The organism is Lysobacter sp. S4-A87, from assembly GCF_022637455.1.
Classification (GTDB): Bacteria; Pseudomonadota; Gammaproteobacteria; order Xanthomonadales; family Xanthomonadaceae; genus Lysobacter_J.
The window spans coordinates 1,293,299-1,313,067 of record NZ_CP093341.1 but is presented as its reverse complement, the minus strand read 5'-3'; the positions used below and the strand labels follow the sequence as shown (position 1 = coordinate 1,313,067).

Genomic DNA, 19,769 nt, shown 5'->3' with positions numbered 1-19,769 from the left:
GGGTCAGGGTTCCCGGGCGCTGGCTTCCAGCAGTTTGCGGATCGGTGCTGGAATGCCGATGGCGCCGAGTTCCTCGCGTGCGACCCAGCGCAGGTCGTCATTGTCGCCGATCCGGCCGCGCAGCGCGGTGCCGTGCCATCGCAGTGGCTGCAGCTGCAGCTTGTAGTGGCTGAAGGCGTGGTCGATGGCGGGCAACACCTGCGCGCGTGCGTAGTCGCCAGTGAGGTGTTGCTGGAACCAGTCCTGCGCCAGCGTGTCGTCCTCGGCCTGCGGCAGCGTCCATAGCGACGCCCAGATGCCGCTTGGCGGTCGCCGCTGCAGCAGGATGCGGCCGTCGCTGTCTTCGGCCCACAGCACGTGCGCGTACTTCTGCGGCGGTGTCTTGCCGGGCTTGGGCGTGGGCAGGTCGGCGACGCGGCCTTCGCGACGGGCGACGCAGTCGTCCTGCATCGGGCACAACACGCAGGCCGGGTCGGCGCGCGTGCACAGCGTGGCGCCCAGGTCCATCTGCGCCTGGGTGTAGTCGGCCATCCGCAGCGGTGGCAACTGCGCGTGGGCGACGTGGTCTTCGGCCAGCAACCAGAGTTTCTTTTCGACTGCGGGCAGGCCGGGGTAGCCGTCGATGCCGTGGTAGCGGGTGAGCACTCGCTTGACGTTGCCGTCGAGGATCGCGCAACGCTCGCCCCAGGCCTGCGAGGCGATCGCCGCGGCGGTGCTGCGGCCGATGCCGGGCAGGGCGGTGAGCGCGTCGAGATTGCGCGGCAGCTCGCCATCGTACAGTTCGACGCAGCGCTTCGCCGCTGCATGCAGGTTGCGTGCTCGGGCGTAGTAGCCCAGGCCCGACCACAGTGCGAGCACGTCGTCGAGCGGCGCGGATGCGAGGTCGCGCAATGTCGGCAGCGCGGCCATGAATCGCTCGAAGTAGGGCGCTGCGGTCTTGACCTGCGTCTGCTGCAGCATGATCTCCGACAGCCATACGCGGTACGGCGAGCGTGGGTGCTGCCAGGGCAGGTCGTGGCGGCCGCTGACATCGAACCAGGCAAGCAGGCGCGTGGCGAAGCGGTCCGTCATGGCGACATCGCCTCGCCCAGCGCTGGCGTGATGTCCACTTCGACCCCTTCCAGCGTCGCGCCGGCAATCTCCAGGCGTGGCGTCGACAGATGGCCCGCCAGCGGTGGCAGCGGCGTGCCCTGGTCGATCGCGTCGATCCACGCCAGCACTTCCGGCAGGCGGAAGCTGGCATCGAAGCGCGTGGCGTCGCGTTGAAGTTGCATGGCGCTGGTATCGGACAGGTCGGGGCGTCCGCGGTATTCGTACTTGAACGGCAGCGCCGACACCGAGGACTCCATCGGTTCCGGCAGAGCCGGCCAGGCCTTTGGCCAGTCGGCGATCAGCCCGTCCAGGCGCAAGGTGAGCAGATCGCCAAACGAGAATCCGCCATGCGCATGCAGGCTCGGAATGGCGTCGCGTCCGCGCAGTGCGAAGCCGAGCGGCGACATGCCAACTTCGCCCGAGTGCATGCGCAACGGGCCGGCCAGGCCGAATACGAACGGCAGCTCGGTCTCGCCGTTGCGGTAACGCGCAACGGCGCCAAGGCGGATGATGTCGACACCCATGCCATCGACGCCGTCGTGCACCAGGCCGGACAACGTCAGCCGCATCGGCAGCGACCAGGGCGGGGACTCGACACCGACGCTGCCGCTCAGGCCAAGCCCGGCGTTGGCGGCGGGGCGGGTCAGTGCCGCTTCCAGGTCGAAGGGTCCGGCGAGGGTGTCGCTGACAAAGCGCCCGCGCACCTGCGCAGACAGCGAGCGCTGCGGGTACAAGGCGGGCAGGTCGATGTCGAGCGCGTCGATCGACCAGCCGTCGCCGATGACGCGGCCGCGCACGAGGCGCAGTCCTTCGGTCAGGGTGGGGATGCGGGGCTTCGATGGCGGCCGGGTTGCCTGCCAGCGCTGCAGCGCAGCGATGTCCAGTTGCGGCGCGTCCAGTTCGATGCGCCGCACGGTGAGGTCGTTGCCGGCCGCGCGGATGGTGGCCCAGGGCAGTTCAAGCTGGATGCGCTCGGCACGCAGCAGTGGCGTGGCTGCGCCCGGCTGGCGTGCGACGACATCGCGAAGCAGCAGCATCGGCGTGCCGCGCAGGCGGTACTCGCTGGCGCCTGCGGCGGTGATCTCCAGGCCGAGGGACTTGCCGGCCTCGCTGAGGATCAATCCGGCAACGCGGCTGGGTTGGCCCACCCAGCGCAGCGCGAGCACCAGCAACAGCAACGCCACGACCAGCGCGATAAGCAGGGCGTTGCGTCGACGCAAGGGGCGACGCGGGATGGCGGGTTCCGGCGCGGCCATGCGTGGCTTTGACGGCGTCAGGCGCCGAGCGACTCGGGCAGCAGGGCGTCGACGAAGGCCTCGGCATCGAACACCCGCAGGTCCTCCGGACGTTCGCCAATGCCGGCGTAGCGGATCGGAATGCCGAACTCGCGCGCCAGCGCGAACACCACGCCACCCTTGGCCGTGCCGTCGAGCTTGGTCACGACCAGGCCGGTCACGCCGACCGCGGCGTGGAACTGGCGCAGTTGCGACAGGGCATTCTGTCCGGTGGTGCCGTCGATCACCATCAAGACCTCATGCGGCGCATTGGCGTCCAGCTTCTGGATCACCCGCTTGATCTTGCCCAGTTCGGCCATCAGGCCCTGCTGGGTGTGCAGGCGGCCGGCCGTGTCGGCGATCAGCACTTGCGTGCCGCGCGCCTGGGCGGCCTGCAGTGCATCAAAGGCGACCGAGGCGGCGTCGGCGTTCTGGCCCTGGGCGACGACCGGCACGCCGTTGCGATCGCCCCAGGCCTGCAACTGGGCGACGGCGGCGGCGCGGAAGGTGTCGCCGGCGGCGAGCATCAGCGGGCGGTTCTCGTCCTTGAAGCGCTTGGCCAGCTTGCCGATCGTGGTGGTCTTGCCGACGCCGTTGACGCCGACGGTCAGCAGCACGAAAGGCTTGGCATCGGTGTCGATGACCAGCGGCTGGGCGACCGGACGCAGCATCGCCAGCAGGTCGGCGCGCAGTGCGGTCAGCAGCGCCTGGGCATCGGCGAACTCGCGGCCCTTCATACGCTTGCGCAGCGACTCGATCAGCTGCGTGGTGGCGCCGACGCCGACATCGGCGGTGATCAGGGCGGTCTCGATCTCGTCGAGCAGGTCGTCGTCGAGCTTGGGATTGCGCGAGAACAGGCCGCTGAAGCTGCGCGCGAAGTTGCTGCCGCGCAGGCGCTCGCGCCAGCCGGACTTGCCCGGTGCGGCGGCGACGACGACCGGATGCGTGGCGAGGGCAGCTTCCGGCGGCAGGGTGGGCGCGGTGACCGGCGCGGGGGCAGGTGCCGGGGGCGGTGCCGGGAGCGGGACCACGACCGGCTCCACATCGAGCGCGGCGGCGATGATCTCAGCCGGCACCGGCTCGGGTTCGCGCGCTTCGGGCGCGACCGGAGGCAGCGGCGACTCGACGGCTGCCGGCTCGGTTGCGTCGGCGACCGGCGCCTCGTGTTCGTGCGGCGCCGGGAATGCGGCAGCCAGTTCTTCGGTGCTGTAGGCCGCTTCGGCTGGAGTCTGGGGTTTCTTGCGGCGGAAAAAACTGAGCATCGAGGGCAACGTCGGCGAATGCGCGAGAATGCACACATGCTAGCACCGGCCCCCTCCCGACCCCGATGAACAAACCGACCCGGCGCCATCCCACTGCTGTATCCACGCCGGCCAATGCGGCCGCGGGCAAGGTGCGCCTGATCGGCGGACGCTGGCGCGGCACGCGCCTGAGCGTGCCGGCCGTGGCCGGCCTGCGGCCGACCTCGGACCGGGTCCGCGAGACCCTGTTCAACTGGTTGATGCCGATGCTGCCCGGCACCCGGGTGCTCGACGTGTTCGCCGGCAGTGGCGCGCTGGGGCTGGAGGCACTGTCGCGCGGCGCCGCCGGTGCTGTCCTGGTCGAGCGCGATCCGGGGCTGGCCGACGCCCTGCGTACGCTGGCCGCGCGCCTGCCCGGCGGGGAGGCGGCGACGGTGGTCCAGGCCGACGCGCTGACCTGGCTGGCGGGCCAGCCCGAGGCCGGTTTCGACCTCGCTTTCATCGATCCGCCGTTTGCCGCCGGCCTGTGGGACGCGGTGCTGCCGCTGGTCGCTGCCAAGCTCAAACCCGACGCCTGGCTGTACGTGGAGGCGCCGCATGACGCAGCGCCGCAACTGCCGCCGGACTGGCGCCTGCTCCGCGAAGGCCGGACCCGGGAGGTGCGTTATGCCCTCTACCGGCGGTCCTCGTCGCAGGCGTAAGGGCGACGGAATGCTGTGTCGCTGCCGGGCTGGCGCCCCGAATTGGCGCCACTGCTACACTTCGGCCACCTGTCGACGACCCGAATGACCGTGGCCCGAAACCGAATCGCCGTCTACCCCGGCACCTTCGACCCGATCACCAACGGCCACATCGACCTGGTCGACCGCGCAGCTCCGCTGTTCGAGCGGCTGATCATCGGCGTAGCCGAGAGCCCCGGGAAGGGGCCGGCGCTGCCGCTGGACCTGCGCGTCCAGCTGGCGCGCAAGGCAGTGGCCCACCACGACAACGTCGAGGTCCGCGGCTTCGACAGTCTGCTGGCACATTTCGTCGACCACGTCGGTGGCGGCGTGTTGCTGCGCGGTCTGCGCGCCGTGTCGGACTTCGAGTACGAGTTCCAGCTGGCCAGCATGAACCGCCACCTGATTCCGGAAGTCGAGACGCTGTTCCTGACGCCTGCCGAACAGTACGGCTTCATTTCCTCTTCGCTGGTGCGCGAGATCTCCCGCCTGGGCGGTGACGTCTCGGGTTTCGTGCCGCCGGCGGTAGCCGCCGCGTTGCAGGCGCAATGGCAACGCAACCACCGTTGATCATCAGCAGCCGCGCTGCGACACGCACCACACTCAAAACAGATCCTCCACCAGTTCCACCATTCAAACCTGAAACCACCAAAGGGGACCCCGTATGAAGACCACCACCCGCCTGCTGCTGCTCGCCTGCCTGTCGATGCCGCTGCTGGTTGCCTGCAACAAGGGCGAAGACAAGACCGCTGCCGTCGCCGAGGCGCCGCTGGCCGCGCCGACCACCAACGACAGCGCCGCGTGGGACACCTACCTGACCGAAGTGGTCAAGCGCAACATCGACAGCGCCACCAACGTGTACCTGTACACGCTGCCTGACCCGGCCGGCGCCGATTTCGAAGGCGAGTACGCCCGCCAGCTCGAGAAGGCGCAGGGTGACGTCGCCCGCGGTGGCGTCGAGGGCACGCTGCTGGCCTTCGGTTCGCAGAACTCGGCCAAGTCGGCCGACCTTGCGATGGCTTCGTTCGTCCAGGCCCAGCCGGGCGCGATGAAGGGCGTCCGCGTGATGTTCATCGGCGCCAGCGCCGACAGCGAGCGCGTCAAGGGCGCGGTCGAGCCGTCGGGCGCGAAGTACGAGTTCATCGAAGCCAAGTGACGTTCCGGCGCGTGGCCGCATTGCGGCCACGCCTTTGCCGGAACGTCATCCCCGAAGGCGGGGATCCAGGGACGTTGCAATTGACGTTGCCGCACGCATATCAGGAACAAACGTCCTTGGATTCCCGCCTTCGCGGGAATGACGAATCATCATCTGGGCCGGACCAGTCCCCCCTGCCGTCGCCCTGAGTCCCCCATGTCCCTCAAGATCAACGAGCTCTGCATCAATTGCGATGTCTGTGAACCGGCCTGTCCCAACCAGGCCATTTCGCAGGGCGAGAGCATCTATGTGATCGATCCGGCGCGCTGCACCGAATGCGTCGGACATTTCGACGAACCCCAATGCGTGGTCGTCTGTCCCGTCGAGTGCATCGATCCCGACGCGGAATTTCCCGAATCAAACGAACAGCTGCTGGCCAAGCTCGCGCGCCTGCAGCAGGAGCTGAAATGATGCGTCAAGCGTTGCGTGTGCTGGTGAGTGCCAGTGTGTTGTCCGCCGGTCTCCTGTTCACCGCAACGCTGCCGCTTCACGCAGCCAAGAAAGCCGCCGGGCCCGCTGGCCATCCGCCTGGCGTGGCCATCGCCAGCGCCCACGCGCTGGCCACCGACGCCGGCCTGGAAATGATCCGCAAGGGCGGCAATGCCTTCGACGCAGCCGTTGCGGTATCGGCCACGCTGGCCGTGGTCGAGCCGATCAGCTCGGGCATCGGCGGTGGCGGCTTCTTCCTCCTGCACGACGCGAAGAGCGGCAAGGATGTCTTCGTCGATGCGCGCGAGACCGCGGTTGCCGCGGCGACGCCTGCCGCCTATCTCGACGAGAAGGGCGAACTCAATCGTGATCGCGCCACCAATGGTCCGTGGTCGGCCGGCATTCCCGGTTTGCCGGCGGCGCTGGTGCATGTCTCGGGCAAGTACGGCCGGTTGCCGCTGAAGACCTCGCTGGCGCCGGCCATCCGCATCGCGCGCGAAGGCTTCCAGGTGTATCCGCGCCTGGAGCGCGGCTATGGCAGCCGCCGCGAGGTGATGGAGCGCTACCGCGGTACGCGCGAAGTGTTCCTCGCCGATGGCAGCGCGCCCCAGGTTGGCGAGATCCTCAAGCAGCCCGATCTGGCGCGCACGCTGGAGCTGCTGGCCGACAAGGGTTTCGATGGCTTCTATCGCGGCGACGTCGCCGGCAAGCTGCTGGCTGCGGTGAAGGAAGAAGGCGGGCAGTGGCGCGCAGACGAACTGGCCGCCTATCGCGTCAAGGAACGCGAGCCGCTGCGCTTCCAGTACCGCGGTTGGGCTGTCACGACCGCGCCGCCGCCGTCGTCGGGCGGCGTGGCGCTGGCCGAAATGCTGCAGATGCTGTCTGGATGGGATTTGTCCAGGCTCGACCAGGCGCACAGAACGCACCTGATCACCGAATCGATGCGCCGTGCCTTCCGTGACCGCACGATCTACCTGGGCGATCCGGACTTCGTGACCATGCCGCTGGCACGTTTGACCAGCGCCGACTATGCCGCCGGCCTGCGCGCGACGATCCATCCGGAGAAGGCCACGCCCAGCGACCTGCTGCCGGGCCAGCCGGCGCCGCTGGAGGACGACGAAACCACGCACTTCTCGATCATCGACGCCGACGGCAACCGTGTCTCGACGACGCAGACGGTGAACCTGCTGTACGGCTCGGGCATGGTCGCGCCGGGCACCGGCGTGCTGCTCAACAACGAGATGGACGACTTCGCCCTGCGTCCGGGCACGCCGAATGCGTTCGGCGTGATGGGCTTCGCCGCCAATGCACCGGCAGCGGGCAAGCGCATGCTCAGCTCGATGACGCCGAGCTTCATCGAGTCCAAGGACAAGCTGGCAGTGATCGGCGCGCCCGGTGGCAGCCGCATCATCACCGAAGTGCTGCTGGGCATCCTCGGCTACGACGCCGGTCTGGGCGCGCAGCAGGTCGCCGCGCTGCCGCGTATCCACCACCAGTGGATGCCGGATGTGATCTCCGCCGAGAAGGGCACGCTGGATGCGCAGACCGTGTCGGCGCTGGAGGCAATGGGGCACAAGGTCAATGCCGGCGAGAACACCTGGGGCAACCTGCAGACGGTGTCCTGGGACAAGCGCAGCAATGTGCTGGAGGCGGGTACCGATCCGCGTAACCCAGTGGGCAAGGGTGCCGTAGAGGCTCGCTGAGCCCGGCCATTCTCGCGGCTGTGGCCCCGTCCGCAGCCGCTCGCCGTTGGTCCCGGCGTAGCGCCGCACATCGCCAGATTCCGATATCGCGAACCTAACGCGCGGGGAGTTACCCTAGGTCCATGAAACTCTGGTCAATCCTCGGCAACAGCCAGAAGCTCGACGGCGGCGCGATGTTCGGCAACGCGCCGCGTGCGATGTGGGCCAAATGGTCTCCGCCTGACGAACACAATCGCATCGAGCTGGCCTGCCGCGCCCTGCTCGCCAGCCCGCTTGCCGGCAAGACGGTGCTGTTCGAGACCGGCATCGGTGCGTTCTTCGAACCCAAGCTTCGCGAACGCTATGGCGTTGTCGAGGACCAGCATGTGCTGGTGCAGTCGTTGGCCGCCGCCGGCTTCGCCCCGGATGACGTCGACGTGGTGGTGCTGTCGCACCTGCATTTCGACCATGCCGGCGGACTGCTCGCGCCATGGAAGGAAGGCGAAGCGCCGAAGCTGCTGTTCCCCAACGCCACCTATGTCGTCGGTCGCGAGCATTACGAGCGCGCGCTGCATCCGCATCCGCGCGATCGCGCCAGCTTCATTCCGGAACTGCCGGGCCTGCTCGAAGCCACCGGTCGCCTGGAACTGGTCGATGGCCAGTACTCGCGCACGCTTGGACAAGCGGTGCGTTTCCACTACAGCGATGGCCATACGCCGGGACTGATGCTGGCCGAGATCGTCGGCCCGGACCAGGTGGATGGCGAGGCGCACGGCGGCGTGGTGTTCTGCGCCGACCTGATTCCGGGACGGCCGTGGGTGCACGTGCCGATCACGATGGGTTACGACCGCAACGCCGAGTTGCTGATCGACGAGAAGAAAGCCTTCCTCGCCGACAAGCTGCGTCGCAACGTGCATCTGTTCTTCACCCACGATCCGCAGTGCGCGCTGGCGCAGGTCACCCAGGACGAGAAGGGCAAGTTCGGCACGACCCACGAGGTGGCCGAACTGCAGGCGAGGGCGCTCGTCGCATGACACCGCGCGGCGCGACAGCCTGGCTGTCGCTGGCCTGCGCGCTCGCCATGGGCGCGGCATGGGCACAACCGGCGGTGGTCGACGATTCGCTGGATCCGCCGAAACCGGGCAAGCCGCTGCAGGACCGCGATTTCGGTGTCGGCACGCGCAGCTTCGGCCTCGACCGGAAGGTCGAGATGTACCAGTGGCGCGCCAACCGTGACGGCTATGCGCGGGTGTGGAACTCGGCGGCCATCGATTCGTCGCACTTCGCGGCCGGGCACGCCAATCCGAAGAAGCTGCCGCTGGACAATCGCCGCTGGTGGTCCGAAGACGCGACGCTGGAAGGCAAACCAATCGACCTGGCGGTGCTGCAGACGCTGGGTCAGTGGCGCGTGTTCCGGCCCAACTTCTCGCGCTTGCCGGCGAACCTGGCGGCGTCGTTCCAGCCCGAAGGCGACGGCCTGGGCAGTGCCGAGAATCCGCTCGACCCGCAGATCGGAGACATCCGCATCATCTGGCGCGAACTGAGCCTGCCGCCGCTGGAAGGCAAGGTGGAACTGCGCGGGGACCGCTGGGTGTTGTCGCCGGAAGCGGCGGCGCAGGCATTGAGTGCCGAGCGCGCTTCGACGGTCGTGGAATTGCCGCCGGGCACGGATGAGCGATTGCTGCCGTGGCTGCTGGGTGCGACGGCGATGTTGCTGGGCGCAGCGCTTGTGTGGCGGCGGATGCGGCGCCGGCGCGGTTGACGGTGTGCGGGGCGACCCCGGGTGCGCTTCGCTTACCCGGGCTACCCGGTGGGCGCGGCGCTTGTGCGCAAGCGGCACCCGGGATGGCGCTGGACCACACGGCCGACCTCAACCGTTGTGCCGCGTACCGAAAATCTTGTCCCCGGCGTCGCCGAGGCCCGGCAGGATATAACCCACGTCGTTGAGGCGCTCGTCGATCGAGGCGGTAAAGACCTCCACGTCCGGGTGCCGGCTTTCGAGCACGCGCAATCCCTCCGGCGCGGCCACCAGGAACAGCCCCTTGATGCGCTTGCACCCGGCAGCCTTGAGCATGTCGACGGTGGCGACCAGCGTGCCGCCCGTGGCCAGCATCGGGTCGAGGATGATCGCGGTGCGCTCGTCCATGCGACCGGTGAGCTTCTCGTAGTAGCCAACCGGTTCGAGCGTCCTCTCGTCGCGCTGCAGCCCGACCACGCCAACCTTGGCCGCGGGAATCAGTTCCAGCACGCCGGGCAGCATGCCCAGGCCGGCGCGCAGGATCGGCACCAGCGTGACTTTGGCGCCCTTGATGCGGCGCGTCTTCACCGGCCCGGCCCAACCTTCGACCGTGACTTCCTCGGTCTCCAGGTCGGCGGTGGCCTCATAGGTGAGCAGGGTCGCGACTTCGGAGGCGAGCTCGCGGAATTCCTTGGTGCTGATCCCGGCCACGCGCATCAGGCCGAGCTTGTGCTGCACCAGCGGGTGGCGGACTTCGATGGTCTTCATCGCGCAAGCCTAGCGCAGCCCGGGTCGCCAGGCATGTCCCGGCCGGTGCCCAGCGGCCTACACGTTCCCGTTCGCATGCACGGACGAAGATCGCGGTGTCCGGCACGGACCGCCGAAGGAACCCCATGAGCAATCCCGCCGTCACCTATGAACGCGAGATGGTCCCGGTGCTGTTCCGGCCCTGGGTCGGTCCGCTGCTCGAACTGGCGCGCCCGGTGCCCGGCGAACACGCGCTCGACCTGGCCTGTGGCACCGGCATCGTCGCGCGCCTGGCCGCACCGCTGGTCGCCCCGGACGGGCGCATGGTCGGCGTGGACCTCAACCCGGACATGCTGGGTGTGGCGCAGGTGCAAGGCGCGCTGGAAGGACTCGACATCGAATGGAAGCAGGGCCGGCTGGAAGTGCTGCCGTTCCACGAGGGCGAGTTCGATCTGGCGCTGTGCCAGCAAGGCCTGCAGTTCGTGGACGATCGCGCCGCGGCGCTGGGCGAGGCCCGACGGGTGCTGCGCGAGGACGGTCGCCTGGCGATGGGAGTGTGGCGCGGGCTCGATCACCATCCGTTCTGGTCGCGTTTCAACGACGTGCTGGTGGAGCTGATCGGTATCCCGGCGCTGGCTGCGCCGTTCGAACTGGGCGATGCCGCGGAGCTGGAAGCATTGCTGGTGGCGGCGGGCTTTCGCGACATCTCGATCCAGGCGCTGGCGATGCCGGCGGTGTTTCCCGATCCGGACAGCTTCGTCGCGATGGAAGTGGATGTGATTGCGGCTGCGGTTCCTGCGACCCAGCACCTGGATGCCAGGGCGCGTGCGGAGCTGACCGAGGCCGCGCAATCGCGGCTGGCCGGGGCGATCAGGGAGCAGATGTGCGACGGGTGCGTGGTGGTGCCGATGCATTCGCACCTGGTATTGGCGCGGATGTAGTGGGGCGCCTGCCCCGGGTGCGGCCTTTGGCCTTACCCGGGCTACGTGGTGTAGCCCGGGCAAGCCGATCAGTGATGTAGCCCGGGTAAGCGCAGCGCACCCGGGAAGCGGCACCGATCAGAACGAATAACGCGCGATCAGCTGATAAACCGGTCCGGACGTCTCGCGCTCCAGCTCGTACTCGTCGAAGTCGCGATTGATCTGGTCGACGGCGTTGTCGAACTTGTTGAACGCTTCATCCTTGGAGGCGTCGAGCAGGTTCGAGCCGGTCAGGCGCACCGACATGCGGTCGCCGAAGCGCTTCTCGACGAACACTTCCAGGTCGCCGTCGTAGGTCGTGGTGACTTCCTCGCTGACGATCCGCGAATAGGCCTGTCCCTGGTGGCGATAGCTGGCGCCAAACGAGAGACCCCATTCGGTGATGTTCTGGATGAAGCCGACGTTGTAGACGTACTTGGCCTGGTTGTTGAAGCGGCGCTCGCCGAACTCGTCGTCGACCGAGCTGTCCAGCCACGAGTAGTTCACGAACACGCCGGTGTCGGGCAGGTCGAACTCGGTCAGCGGCGTCGACAGGTCGAACTCGATGCCATAGACGTAGCCGTCGCCAACGTTGCGCGCGGTGTATACGAAGCTGTCCGGGTCGAACTGCGGGTAGCCCGGGGTGCTCTCGCCGGCGCCGGGATTCTCGTCGAGGAATTCCTCGACCTCGTCCTCGTAGTCGTCCAGCGCCGTCGAGCTCGGGTCGCCGGTGTTGACCGTCTCGATCAGGTCCTGGATGTCGCGGTAGAACAGGTTCACGCCGAACACGCCGCGCTGGCCCAGGCGACGCTCATAGCCCAGGTCCAGGCCCCAGGCACGCTCGGGCTCGAGCAGCGGGTTGCCGGTGAAGTCGTTGTCTCCGAACTCTTCCTCCAGCGTCAACGGCAGGATCTGGTCGAAGTTGGGACGGCGCACGGTGCGCGCCAGCGACAGGCTGATGCGGTCCTCGGCCGTCACGTCCCACTTCAGGTGTGCCGAAGGCAGCAGCGTCGAGTAGTCGTTGGACGCGACACTGTCGTCGGCGCGGACGTCGATGTCGGTGGTCTCATAGCGCAGGCCGGCTTCCCAGGCGATCGCGCCGGCGGCGCCGGAGAACATCAGGTACGGATCGATACGGGTCTCGTCGATCCGGCTGGCCACGGCGTCGAAGTCCTCGTACGGCGGCAGCGCAGCGCCTTCGTCATCGGACTCGACTTCGGCGATCTGCAGACCGGTGTCGCGCTGCTTGTCGAGGTAGTCGACGCCGAACTCGACCCGGGCGCTGCCGATCGCACGCTTGTGCGCGGCCTTGAAACCGAGCTCGTCGTCGCGGATGTCGCTGAGCGTGCGCGTGCCCTCGCGGCCGTCGAACGCAGGCGGCGTGTCCTCGTCGTCGTAACCGGTTTCCTCTTCCGTCGACACCGTGTTGTCATCGAAGCGGGCGTAGTCCAGGTCGAGCTCGGTGCTGCCACCGAGCATGTCGAACTCGTAGTTGGCGCCGAACGACCAGTTGTCCTGCTTGATGTTCTCGAACTGGTCGTTGACAGAAAGCAGGTTGTCGCGGCTGGTGCTGGTCGGGTCGTTGTACTCCAGCGAGTGTTCGGTCTCGTCGCGGTCGGTGCGGACGTAGAAGCCTCCGAGCGACAGGCGGCCGCTGCCGATGTCGCGGGTGTAGGAGACGTTGGCCGAGTAGTCGGTACCGTCGCGCGTGTCGACCTGGTCCTCGCGATCGACAAAGTCGCCGCCGGGTTCCTCGAAGCGGTCGCTGCGCTTGACCTTCGGGTTGTAGCGCCCCTGCACATTGAAACCGCCGAGCAGGCGGCCACCGCCCACTTCGCCACTGCTGACCGCGCCGTAGGTGTTCTTGTACTTGCCGTCGTCGAAATGCATGACGCCGCCGCGGACATAGCTGCCGTCGAATTCGTAGGCATCGCGCAGGACGATGTTGAGCGCACCGGCCACGGCATCGCCGGAGCGGTTGGCGCTGGCACTGCGCACGATCTCGATGCGCTCGACCAGTTCGGCCGGGATGCGGTCGACGAAGAAGGAACGGTCGTTGCCGGCGCCCGGCACCTTCTTGCCGTTGATCAGGATCTGCGTATAGCCCGGATCGAGGCCGCGCAGCTGTGCGCCGTCGTATTCGAGGACGTCGGAGACGAAGGCGACGCTCGGCACACGCTTGAGCATGTCGCCGACGGTGAGGGGTTCGAAGCGCTGGAAGTACTCCAGGTCGTACGACAGCACCGGTGCGGTCGAGTCGGTGCGATTGCGGTAGGCGATCTGCGCCTGCACGACCACGGCGTCGAGCTGCTTCGGGTCCGGTGCCGGTTCGCCGCCATCATCGGCGGCCATGGCGGTCAGGCTGACAGGCGCGAGCAGCGCGCAGAACAGTGCCCGCGACAGGGCGCGGGACAGGAGGTTTGGTTTCATCGGATCTGCATCCCCATGCAAGACGGCGGCAAACAAACCGCGATTTGTACGCGGCGGGGATGGCGGAATTGTGTCGGAAATTTGTCGAACCCGATTGCGGCCGGATGCAACCAAAGCGTCACAATGGCCGCGTAAAAAGCCAAGGTTTGCTTTCAATCTTCCGGGGGAACCGTGACATCACGCCTTGCCATGCTGGCGCTCATCGCCATGCTCACCGCTTGCTCGACATCGGGTCCGCACAATGGCCACGAGCCCGAGCCCGACGAGAAGACGGCTGAAGTCGATCCATTGCTGAGCCAGGCCGGTGTGCCGCACAAGGTGGTGAGCGAAGCCTTCATCACGGCCGCTACGCCTGCGGACAACATCGACTCGCCCGCAAGCTGGCGTTCGCCCGATGGCAAGCGCTGGCTCATCGCAACCGGCAAGGCCACCGACAAGCTGGTGGTCTACGACGGCGACAGTGGCAAGCCCGTCCGCAGCGTCGGCGGTCCCGGCTCCGCGCTCGGGCAGATGCAGCGGCCTAACGGCATCGCCGTGATCGACAACTACGCACTGGTGGTCGAGCGTGACAACCGCCGCGTGCAGATGTTCCAGTTGCCGGACCTCAAGCCGCTGCTGGTGTTCGGCGGCGACGACCTCAAGCAGCCGTACGGATTGTGGGTGCGTGCGCAGAAGGACAGCTACGAGGTGATCGTGAGCGACAACTACATGTCGTCGCAGAACGAGGACCTGCCGCCGCCGCTGGCGGAACTGGGCGCGCGCTTCAAGCGTTACCAGCTGCGCCGCATTCCGGGAGGCTGGCAGGCTCGGCTGATGGGGGTGTTCGGCGATACCGGCCAGGCCGGCGCGATCCGGATTGCCGAATCGGTTTTCGGCGACACCGCCAACGATCGTCTGCTTCTGGCGGAAGAGGATGTCGCCACCGGCACGCGCCTGCGCGAGTACGGGCTGGACGGCCAGTACCGTGGCCGCGATATCGGTGCCGACCTGTTCAAGGCGCAGGCCGAGGGCATGGCGCTGGCGCGCTGCGCCGATGGCAGTGGTTACTGGATCGCCACCGACCAGTACAAGGATCGCAGCCTGTTCCATGTGTTCGATCGCGCGACGCTGGAACATGTCGGCGCGTTTGCCGGCGGCAAGACCGCCAACACCGATGGCGTGTGGCTGGACCAGAGCGCGAGCACGCGTTTTCCGCAGGGCGTGTTCTACGCGGTCGATGATGACCAGGCGGTGGCGGCGTTTGACTGGCGGGATATTGCCAGGGCGCTGTCGCTGCGGGATTGCACCGCGCCGTCTCGCTGACCGCGTCGGCTCAGCGGTCGTCCCTCTCCCGCAAGCGGAGAGGGACGGATTGCGGCGCCAGGGTAGGGGCGCCGCGAAGAGGTGTTATGCCGCCACGGCCTGCTCGGCCCGCGGCCCTTCCTTCAGTGCCTTCGCCACCATGGCCACGAGCAGGTCGATCTCCTCGCTGGTGATGGTGAAGGTCGGGGTGAAGCGCAGAGAATTGACGCCGCCGTGGATGACACCGATGCCGCGCTCGCGCAGCCACTCTTCGGTCGAACCCGCGCCGTAGCACTTGAACTGCGGTGCCAGCTCGCACGAGAACAGCAGGCCGGTGCCCTGGACCTTGGTGATCAGTCCGCCGAGGTCGGCCTTGAGCTTCTCGAGCTTCTCCAGTGCCTCCACGCCACGGGCGCGGATGTTCTCCTGCAGGGCCGGGGTCACCTGCTCCAGCACGGCGCAGGCGACATCGAGCGCGCGCGGGTTGCTGGTCATCGTATTGCCGTACAGGCCCTTCTTGTAGAGCTCGGCCGCACGCTTGCCGACGGCGAGCACCGACAACGGGTACTGGCCGGCGTTGAGCGCCTTGGAATAGGTCTCCATGTCCGGCGGGTCGATCTGGTCGAAGCCGGGGTAGTCGACGATCGACAGCACGCCGTGCGCGCGCAGGCCGGCCTGGATCGAATCGACCAGCAGCAGCGAACCGTGGCTGCGGGTCAGTTCGCGCGCTGCCGCGTAGAACGCCGGCGGCACGCCGCGGCCCGGGTCGCCTTCGCCCATCACCGGCTCGAGGAACATCGCCTCGATGAACCAGCCATTGGCGTCGGCGTCGGCGAAGACCTTCTTCAGCGCATCGACGTCGTAGGGTTCGACCGTGATCAGGGTGTCCTCGCCGCGGAAACTGGCCAGGTGCTGCATGTAGGTCTTGCGCGAGGAGTCCGAATACAGCGCCGGACGTTCGGTGCGGCCGTGGAAGCTGCCCTTGACCACCAGTCGCTTGATGCTGCGACCGGCGTGGCGACCGCCCGGGTCGGTCATCAGCTTGGTGTTGACGTCAGCGATGCGCGAGGCCAGCGATACCGACTCGGAACCGGAGTTTAGGCAGAGGAACTTCTCGTACGGGCAGCCGCCGCGGCCGGCGCCGATGGCCGCGCGCAGGGCGCGATCGAAGCGCAGCTGCGACAGCGACGGGGTCATGATGTTGGCCATCGCCTGCGGCTTCGCCATTGCCGCGATCACCGACTTGGGCGCATGTCCGAAGCCGAGCATGCCGTAGCCACCGGAGTCGTGCAGCACGGCGCCTTTGAGCGTCACCACCCACGGGCCGCGCGCGGCGAGGGCGACGTACGGATTGACCGCGTCGTCCGGGTAGAAATTGATGTAGCCGGCCAGCACGGCCTGGATCTGCGCTTCCTCGTCCAGGTCGAGCAGCTCGGCGAAGTCGCCCTTCAGCCGCTGGTATTCCTGGTCCGCCGCTTCGATCGCTTCGATCAGTTCGGCATGGCTGGCGGCGAAGCGGGTGATCGTGGCGTCGTCCAGGCCCTCGGTGCGGCGAAGGCCCTTGTGGGCGCGCAAAGGGGCGAGTCGGTCGATGACGGCCATGGTCTTTCTCCTGGGTCGATACGCAATCTCCTATTATCTGGAATAATTCGTCGGTAGACAGTGCGGATTTGTACGAATTACTGGACAATCTCGTCGATACGACGAACAATCTGGGCAAGATGAAGATAACCGACGCCGACCAGCAGCTGCTCTCGGTCCTGCGCGAGAACGCGCGGGCCTCGACGGCGGACATCGCCCGCCGCCTGAAGCTGTCGAGGACCACGGTCCACAGCCGGATCGAGCGGCTGGAACGGCAGGGCGTGATCGACGGGTACACCGTCCGAGTCCACGACGAGGCCGAGCGCGGGCACCTGCGCGCCCACATCATGGTCACCGTCCTGCCCAAGCAGATGGCCGCTGTCGTGGCGGCCCTGCACGCGATGCCGGAGGTGCGCGCGCTGCACTCGGTCAGCGGCCCGTTCGACCTGATCGCCCTGGGCGTGGTGCCGACGGTGGAGGCGATGGACGAGCTGACCGACCGCATCGGCGCCATCGACGGGGTGGAGCGGACCACCTCGGCGATCATCCTGTCGGCCAAGTTCGAGCGGTAGGGCCGGAGCGGGCGTCATCTTCGCCCAGGGTCTTACAATGGCCGGTCCTGCGGTCCGCCCCGCCGCCTGCATGCCCCCTGCCTTGAAGAAATCCGATTTCCATTACGACCTGCCGCCCGAGCTGATCGCGCAGGCGCCGTTGCCCGAGCGCTCGGCCAGCCGCCTGCTGGTGGTGCCGCCGGCGGCCGCCGGTGACCGCGACTCGCAGCAGTTCGAGTTCCAGGACCGCGTCTTCCGCGACTTGCCGGACCTGCTCGCCCCGGGCGACCTGCTGGTGTTCAACGACACCCGCGTCATTCCGGCGCGTCTGTACGGCCAGAAGACCAGCGGCGGTCGGGTCGAGATCCTGATCGAACGCCTGCTCGGTGGCCATGAAGTCCGCGCGCAGCTGGGCGTGAGCAAGTCGCCCAAACCCGGCGCGAAGATCGTGCTCGATGCCGGCGGCGAAGCCGAAGTGCTCGGCCGCGACGGCGAGTTCTACCGCCTGCGCTTCGACGTGCCCGAGTCGCTGGAGCAGTGGTTGCTGCATGCCGGCCGCCTGCCGCTGCCGCCGTACATCCAGCGTGAGGCGGGCAGCGACGACGACACCCGCTACCAGACCGTGTTCGCGCGCGAGGTCGGCGCAGTCGCCGCGCCGACTGCCGGCCTGCACTTCGACGAGGCGTTGCTTCAGCAATTGAGCGAGCGTGGCGTGCAGTTCGGCCATGTCACCCTGCATGTCGGCGCCGGCACCTTCCAGCCGGTGCGTGTCGACGACCTTGGCCAGCACGTGATGCACAGCGAATGGCTCAACGTCGGCGCCGCGCTGATCGAGCAGATCCAGCGCACGCGCGCTGCCGGCGGCCGCGTGATCGCGGTCGGCACGACGGTGGTGCGCGCGCTGGAAAGCGCCATGCGCAGCAACGACGACGGCGAGCGCGAACTGCAGCCGTATGCCGGCGAAACCCGGTTGTTCATCCTGCCGGGTTACCGGATCCGGTCGGTCGACGCGCTGATCACCAATTTCCACCTGCCCGAGAGCACCCTGCTGATGCTGGTATCCGCCTTCGCCGGCAAGGCGCGCGTATTCGCCGCCTACGACCACGCGATCACCTCGCGCTACCGCTTCTTCTCGTACGGGGATGCGATGTTGCTGTACCCGGAGCCGGCGGCATGAGCCGGATGTCGTTCGACCTCATCACCACCGACGGCGCCGCCCGCCGCGGCCGCATGACCTTCCCGCGCGGCACGGTGGAGACGCCGGCGTTCATGCCGGTCGGCACGTACGGTTCGGTCAAGGGCGTGATGCCCGAGCAGATCCGCGAGCTAGGCGCCGAGATGATCCTCGGCAACACCTTCCATCTGTACCTGCGTCCGGGCCTGGACGTGATCGGCGACCACGGCGGCCTGCACGGCTTCGGTCGCTGGAGCGGCCCGATCCTGACCGACTCGGGTGGCTTCCAGGTGTTCTCGCTGGCACACAAGCGCAAGATCACCGAGCAGGGCGTGACCTTCGCCGCCCCGACCGACGGCAGCAAGGTCTTCCTCGGTCCGGAGGAGAGCATGCACATCCAGAAGGTGCTCGATTCGGACGTGGTCATGATCTTCGACGAGTGCACCCCGTACCCGGCCACCGAGGAGGTGGCACGCAAGTCGATGGAGCTGAGCCTGCGCTGGGCCGAACGCTCGAAGAAGGCGCACGAGGGCAATGACGCGGCGCTGTTCGGCATCGTCCAGGGCGGCGTCCATCCAGCGCTGCGCGACCGGTCGGCCGAAGGGCTCAAGGCGATCGGCTTCGATGGTTATGCCATCGGCGGGCTCGCCGTCGGCGAACCGGAGGCCGAGCGCAACCACATGCTCGAGCACACCTGTCCGCAGCTGCCGGCCGACCGCCCGCGCTACCTGATGGGGGTGGGGCGGCCGGAGGACCTGGTCGAGGGCGTCGCCCGCGGCATCGACATGTTCGATTGCGTCATGCCGACCCGCAACGCCCGCAACGGCCACTACTTCACCAGTTTCGGCACGGTCCGCGTGCGCAACGCCAAGTACGAGCGCGACCTGCGCCCGATCGAGGAGGGCTGCGACTGCTACGCCTGCCGCAACGGCTTCAGCCGCAGCTACCTGCGCCACCTGGACCGCTGCAACGAGATGCTGGCGCCGATGCTGGGCACCCTGCACAACCTGCGCTACTACCAGCGCCTGATGGCGCAGATGCGCGATGCGATCGCCCAGGGAACCTTTTCGGCCTTCCGGGAGTCTTTCTACGCCGCACGGGCCCAAGAACCCCTCGCGGGTTGAGCCCCTGTCCCGCTTGCGGGAGAGGGGGTGGGGTGAGGGCAGGGCGTCCGGGCGGCCAAAAAAGCGCCCTCATCCGGCCTCCGGCCACCTTCTCCCGCCAGCGGGAGAAGGGACAGGCGGCGCCCGTGGCATAATCCCCCGCTATTTTTCGATCCAGGACAATCGTCATGAACCTGCTTGATCTCGTGGTATCCCCCGCCTACGCCCAGGCGGCCGCTCCGGCCGGCGGCAGCGGCTTCGGCATGTCGCTGCTGTTCCCGATCCTGCTGATCGGCGTCATGTACTTCCTGATGATCCGTCCGCAGATGAAGCGCCAGAAGGAGCATCGCGGCATGCTCGAGAAGCTGGCCAAGGGCGACGAAGTCCTCACCAACGGCGGCATCGCCGGCACCGTGACCGACATCGGCGAGAACTTCATCACCGTGGAAATCGCCGACAACGTGCGCATCCGCGTGCAGAAGGGCGCCATCGCCAACGTGCTGCCGAAGGGCACCTTGAAGTCGGCGTAAGCCGTCTCCAGAAGAATTTGACATACGGCGGCCGGGGTGGCCG

General features: G+C 67.7%; 18 protein-coding genes and 1 pseudogene. 13 read left to right on the top strand and 6 right to left on the bottom strand.

What is annotated here, in order from left to right; translation table 11 throughout:
• Positions 1 to 3: 3 nt before the first annotated feature.
• From mutY to ftsY, 3 genes are read right to left on the bottom strand one after another with little or no spacing between them, the layout of a single operon-like run.
• A complete protein-coding gene (gene mutY, locus MNR01_RS05920; RefSeq protein WP_241920004.1) occupies positions 4 to 1,071 on the bottom strand; it encodes an A/G-specific adenine glycosylase in 1,068 nt (355 codons plus the stop codon).
• A complete protein-coding gene (locus MNR01_RS05915; protein ID WP_241920003.1) occupies positions 1,068 to 2,312 on the bottom strand; it encodes a hypothetical protein in 1,245 nt (414 codons plus the stop codon). Before MNR01_RS05915 ends, mutY begins: the two co-directional genes overlap by 4 nt.
• Positions 2,313 to 2,365: 53 nt before the next feature.
• A complete protein-coding gene (ftsY, locus tag MNR01_RS05910; protein WP_241920002.1) occupies positions 2,366 to 3,628 on the bottom strand; it encodes a signal recognition particle-docking protein FtsY in 1,263 nt (420 codons plus the stop codon).
• A gap of 65 nt (positions 3,629 to 3,693) precedes the next feature.
• Between ftsY and rsmD the strand changes: the two genes are divergently transcribed.
• The 7 genes and pseudogenes from rsmD to MNR01_RS05875 all read left to right on the top strand — a co-directional run bounded on the left by rsmD (position 3,694) and on the right by MNR01_RS05875 (position 9,394).
• Complete coding sequence (gene rsmD / locus MNR01_RS05905) at positions 3,694 to 4,308, top strand: 16S rRNA (guanine(966)-N(2))-methyltransferase RsmD (protein ID WP_241920001.1); 615 nt, start codon at positions 3,694 to 3,696, stop codon at positions 4,306 to 4,308.
• Between the two features lie 84 nt (positions 4,309 to 4,392).
• Positions 4,393 to 4,896, top strand: coding sequence for a pantetheine-phosphate adenylyltransferase (gene coaD / locus MNR01_RS05900; RefSeq protein WP_241920000.1), 504 nt, complete (start codon positions 4,393 to 4,395; stop codon positions 4,894 to 4,896).
• Positions 4,897 to 4,990: 94 nt separating this feature from the next.
• On the top strand, positions 4,991 to 5,482 hold the full coding sequence (locus MNR01_RS05895; RefSeq protein WP_241919999.1) for a hypothetical protein: 492 nt from the start codon (positions 4,991 to 4,993) through the stop codon (positions 5,480 to 5,482).
• Positions 5,483 to 5,677: 195 nt separating this feature from the next.
• Positions 5,678 to 5,932 (top strand): YfhL family 4Fe-4S dicluster ferredoxin, encoded by a 255-nt coding sequence (locus MNR01_RS05890; protein WP_241919998.1) that lies wholly within the window; start codon positions 5,678 to 5,680, stop codon positions 5,930 to 5,932.
• A 110-nt stretch (positions 5,933 to 6,042) separates the two neighbouring features.
• Positions 6,043 to 7,653 (top strand): annotated as a pseudogene (gene ggt, locus MNR01_RS05885) (gamma-glutamyltransferase); the annotation flags it as partial.
• Positions 7,654 to 7,775: 122 nt separating this feature from the next.
• Entirely contained in the window at positions 7,776 to 8,666 is an 891-nt protein-coding gene (locus tag MNR01_RS05880; protein ID WP_241919997.1) for an MBL fold metallo-hydrolase, read from the top strand.
• Positions 8,663 to 9,394, top strand: a complete 732-nt coding sequence (locus MNR01_RS05875) for a TMEM43 family protein (protein WP_241919996.1) — start codon at positions 8,663 to 8,665, stop codon at positions 9,392 to 9,394. The genes MNR01_RS05880 and MNR01_RS05875 overlap by 4 nt, the downstream gene beginning before the upstream one ends.
• Positions 9,395 to 9,502: 108 nt before the next feature.
• Here the strand turns inward: MNR01_RS05875 and upp are convergent, their stop codons facing one another.
• Positions 9,503 to 10,138 carry a uracil phosphoribosyltransferase gene (gene upp, locus MNR01_RS05870; RefSeq protein WP_241919995.1) on the bottom strand — a complete coding sequence of 212 codons (636 nt, stop codon included), beginning with the start codon at positions 10,136 to 10,138 and terminating at the stop codon, positions 9,503 to 9,505.
• Positions 10,139 to 10,263: 125 nt separating this feature from the next.
• Between upp and MNR01_RS05865 the strand changes: the two genes are divergently transcribed.
• Positions 10,264 to 11,058: a methyltransferase domain-containing protein gene (locus MNR01_RS05865; RefSeq protein ID WP_241919994.1), complete on the top strand. Its 795-nt coding sequence runs from the start codon at positions 10,264 to 10,266 to the stop codon at positions 11,056 to 11,058.
• A 117-nt stretch (positions 11,059 to 11,175) separates the two neighbouring features.
• Here the strand turns inward: MNR01_RS05865 and MNR01_RS05860 are convergent, their stop codons facing one another.
• Positions 11,176 to 13,506 carry a TonB-dependent receptor gene (locus MNR01_RS05860; RefSeq protein ID WP_241919993.1) on the bottom strand — a complete coding sequence of 777 codons (2,331 nt, stop codon included), beginning with the start codon at positions 13,504 to 13,506 and terminating at the stop codon, positions 11,176 to 11,178.
• A 171-nt stretch (positions 13,507 to 13,677) separates the two neighbouring features.
• Between MNR01_RS05860 and MNR01_RS05855 the strand changes: the two genes are divergently transcribed.
• Positions 13,678 to 14,808: a phytase gene (locus MNR01_RS05855; protein WP_345779033.1), complete on the top strand. Its 1,131-nt coding sequence runs from the start codon at positions 13,678 to 13,680 to the stop codon at positions 14,806 to 14,808.
• Positions 14,809 to 14,892: 84 nt separating this feature from the next.
• Here MNR01_RS05855 and MNR01_RS05850 read toward each other — a convergent pair whose 3' ends face one another.
• Positions 14,893 to 16,389, bottom strand: a complete 1,497-nt coding sequence (locus MNR01_RS05850) for an aminotransferase class III-fold pyridoxal phosphate-dependent enzyme (RefSeq protein ID WP_241919992.1) — start codon at positions 16,387 to 16,389, stop codon at positions 14,893 to 14,895.
• A gap of 119 nt (positions 16,390 to 16,508) precedes the next feature.
• Between MNR01_RS05850 and MNR01_RS05845 the strand changes: the two genes are divergently transcribed.
• The 4 genes from MNR01_RS05845 to yajC all read left to right on the top strand — a co-directional run bounded on the left by MNR01_RS05845 (position 16,509) and on the right by yajC (position 19,726).
• Positions 16,509 to 16,940, top strand: a complete 432-nt coding sequence (locus MNR01_RS05845) for an Lrp/AsnC family transcriptional regulator (RefSeq protein WP_241919991.1) — start codon at positions 16,509 to 16,511, stop codon at positions 16,938 to 16,940.
• Between the two features lie 82 nt (positions 16,941 to 17,022).
• Entirely contained in the window at positions 17,023 to 18,096 is a 1,074-nt protein-coding gene (queA, locus tag MNR01_RS05840) for a tRNA preQ1(34) S-adenosylmethionine ribosyltransferase-isomerase QueA (RefSeq protein ID WP_241919990.1), read from the top strand.
• Complete coding sequence (tgt, locus tag MNR01_RS05835) at positions 18,093 to 19,217, top strand: tRNA guanosine(34) transglycosylase Tgt (RefSeq protein ID WP_241919989.1); 1,125 nt, start codon at positions 18,093 to 18,095, stop codon at positions 19,215 to 19,217. Before queA ends, tgt begins: the two co-directional genes overlap by 4 nt.
• Before the next feature lie 167 nt (positions 19,218 to 19,384).
• Positions 19,385 to 19,726: a preprotein translocase subunit YajC gene (yajC, locus tag MNR01_RS05830; RefSeq protein WP_158733234.1), complete on the top strand. Its 342-nt coding sequence runs from the start codon at positions 19,385 to 19,387 to the stop codon at positions 19,724 to 19,726.
• The last annotated feature ends 43 nt before the right edge of the window (positions 19,727 to 19,769 follow it).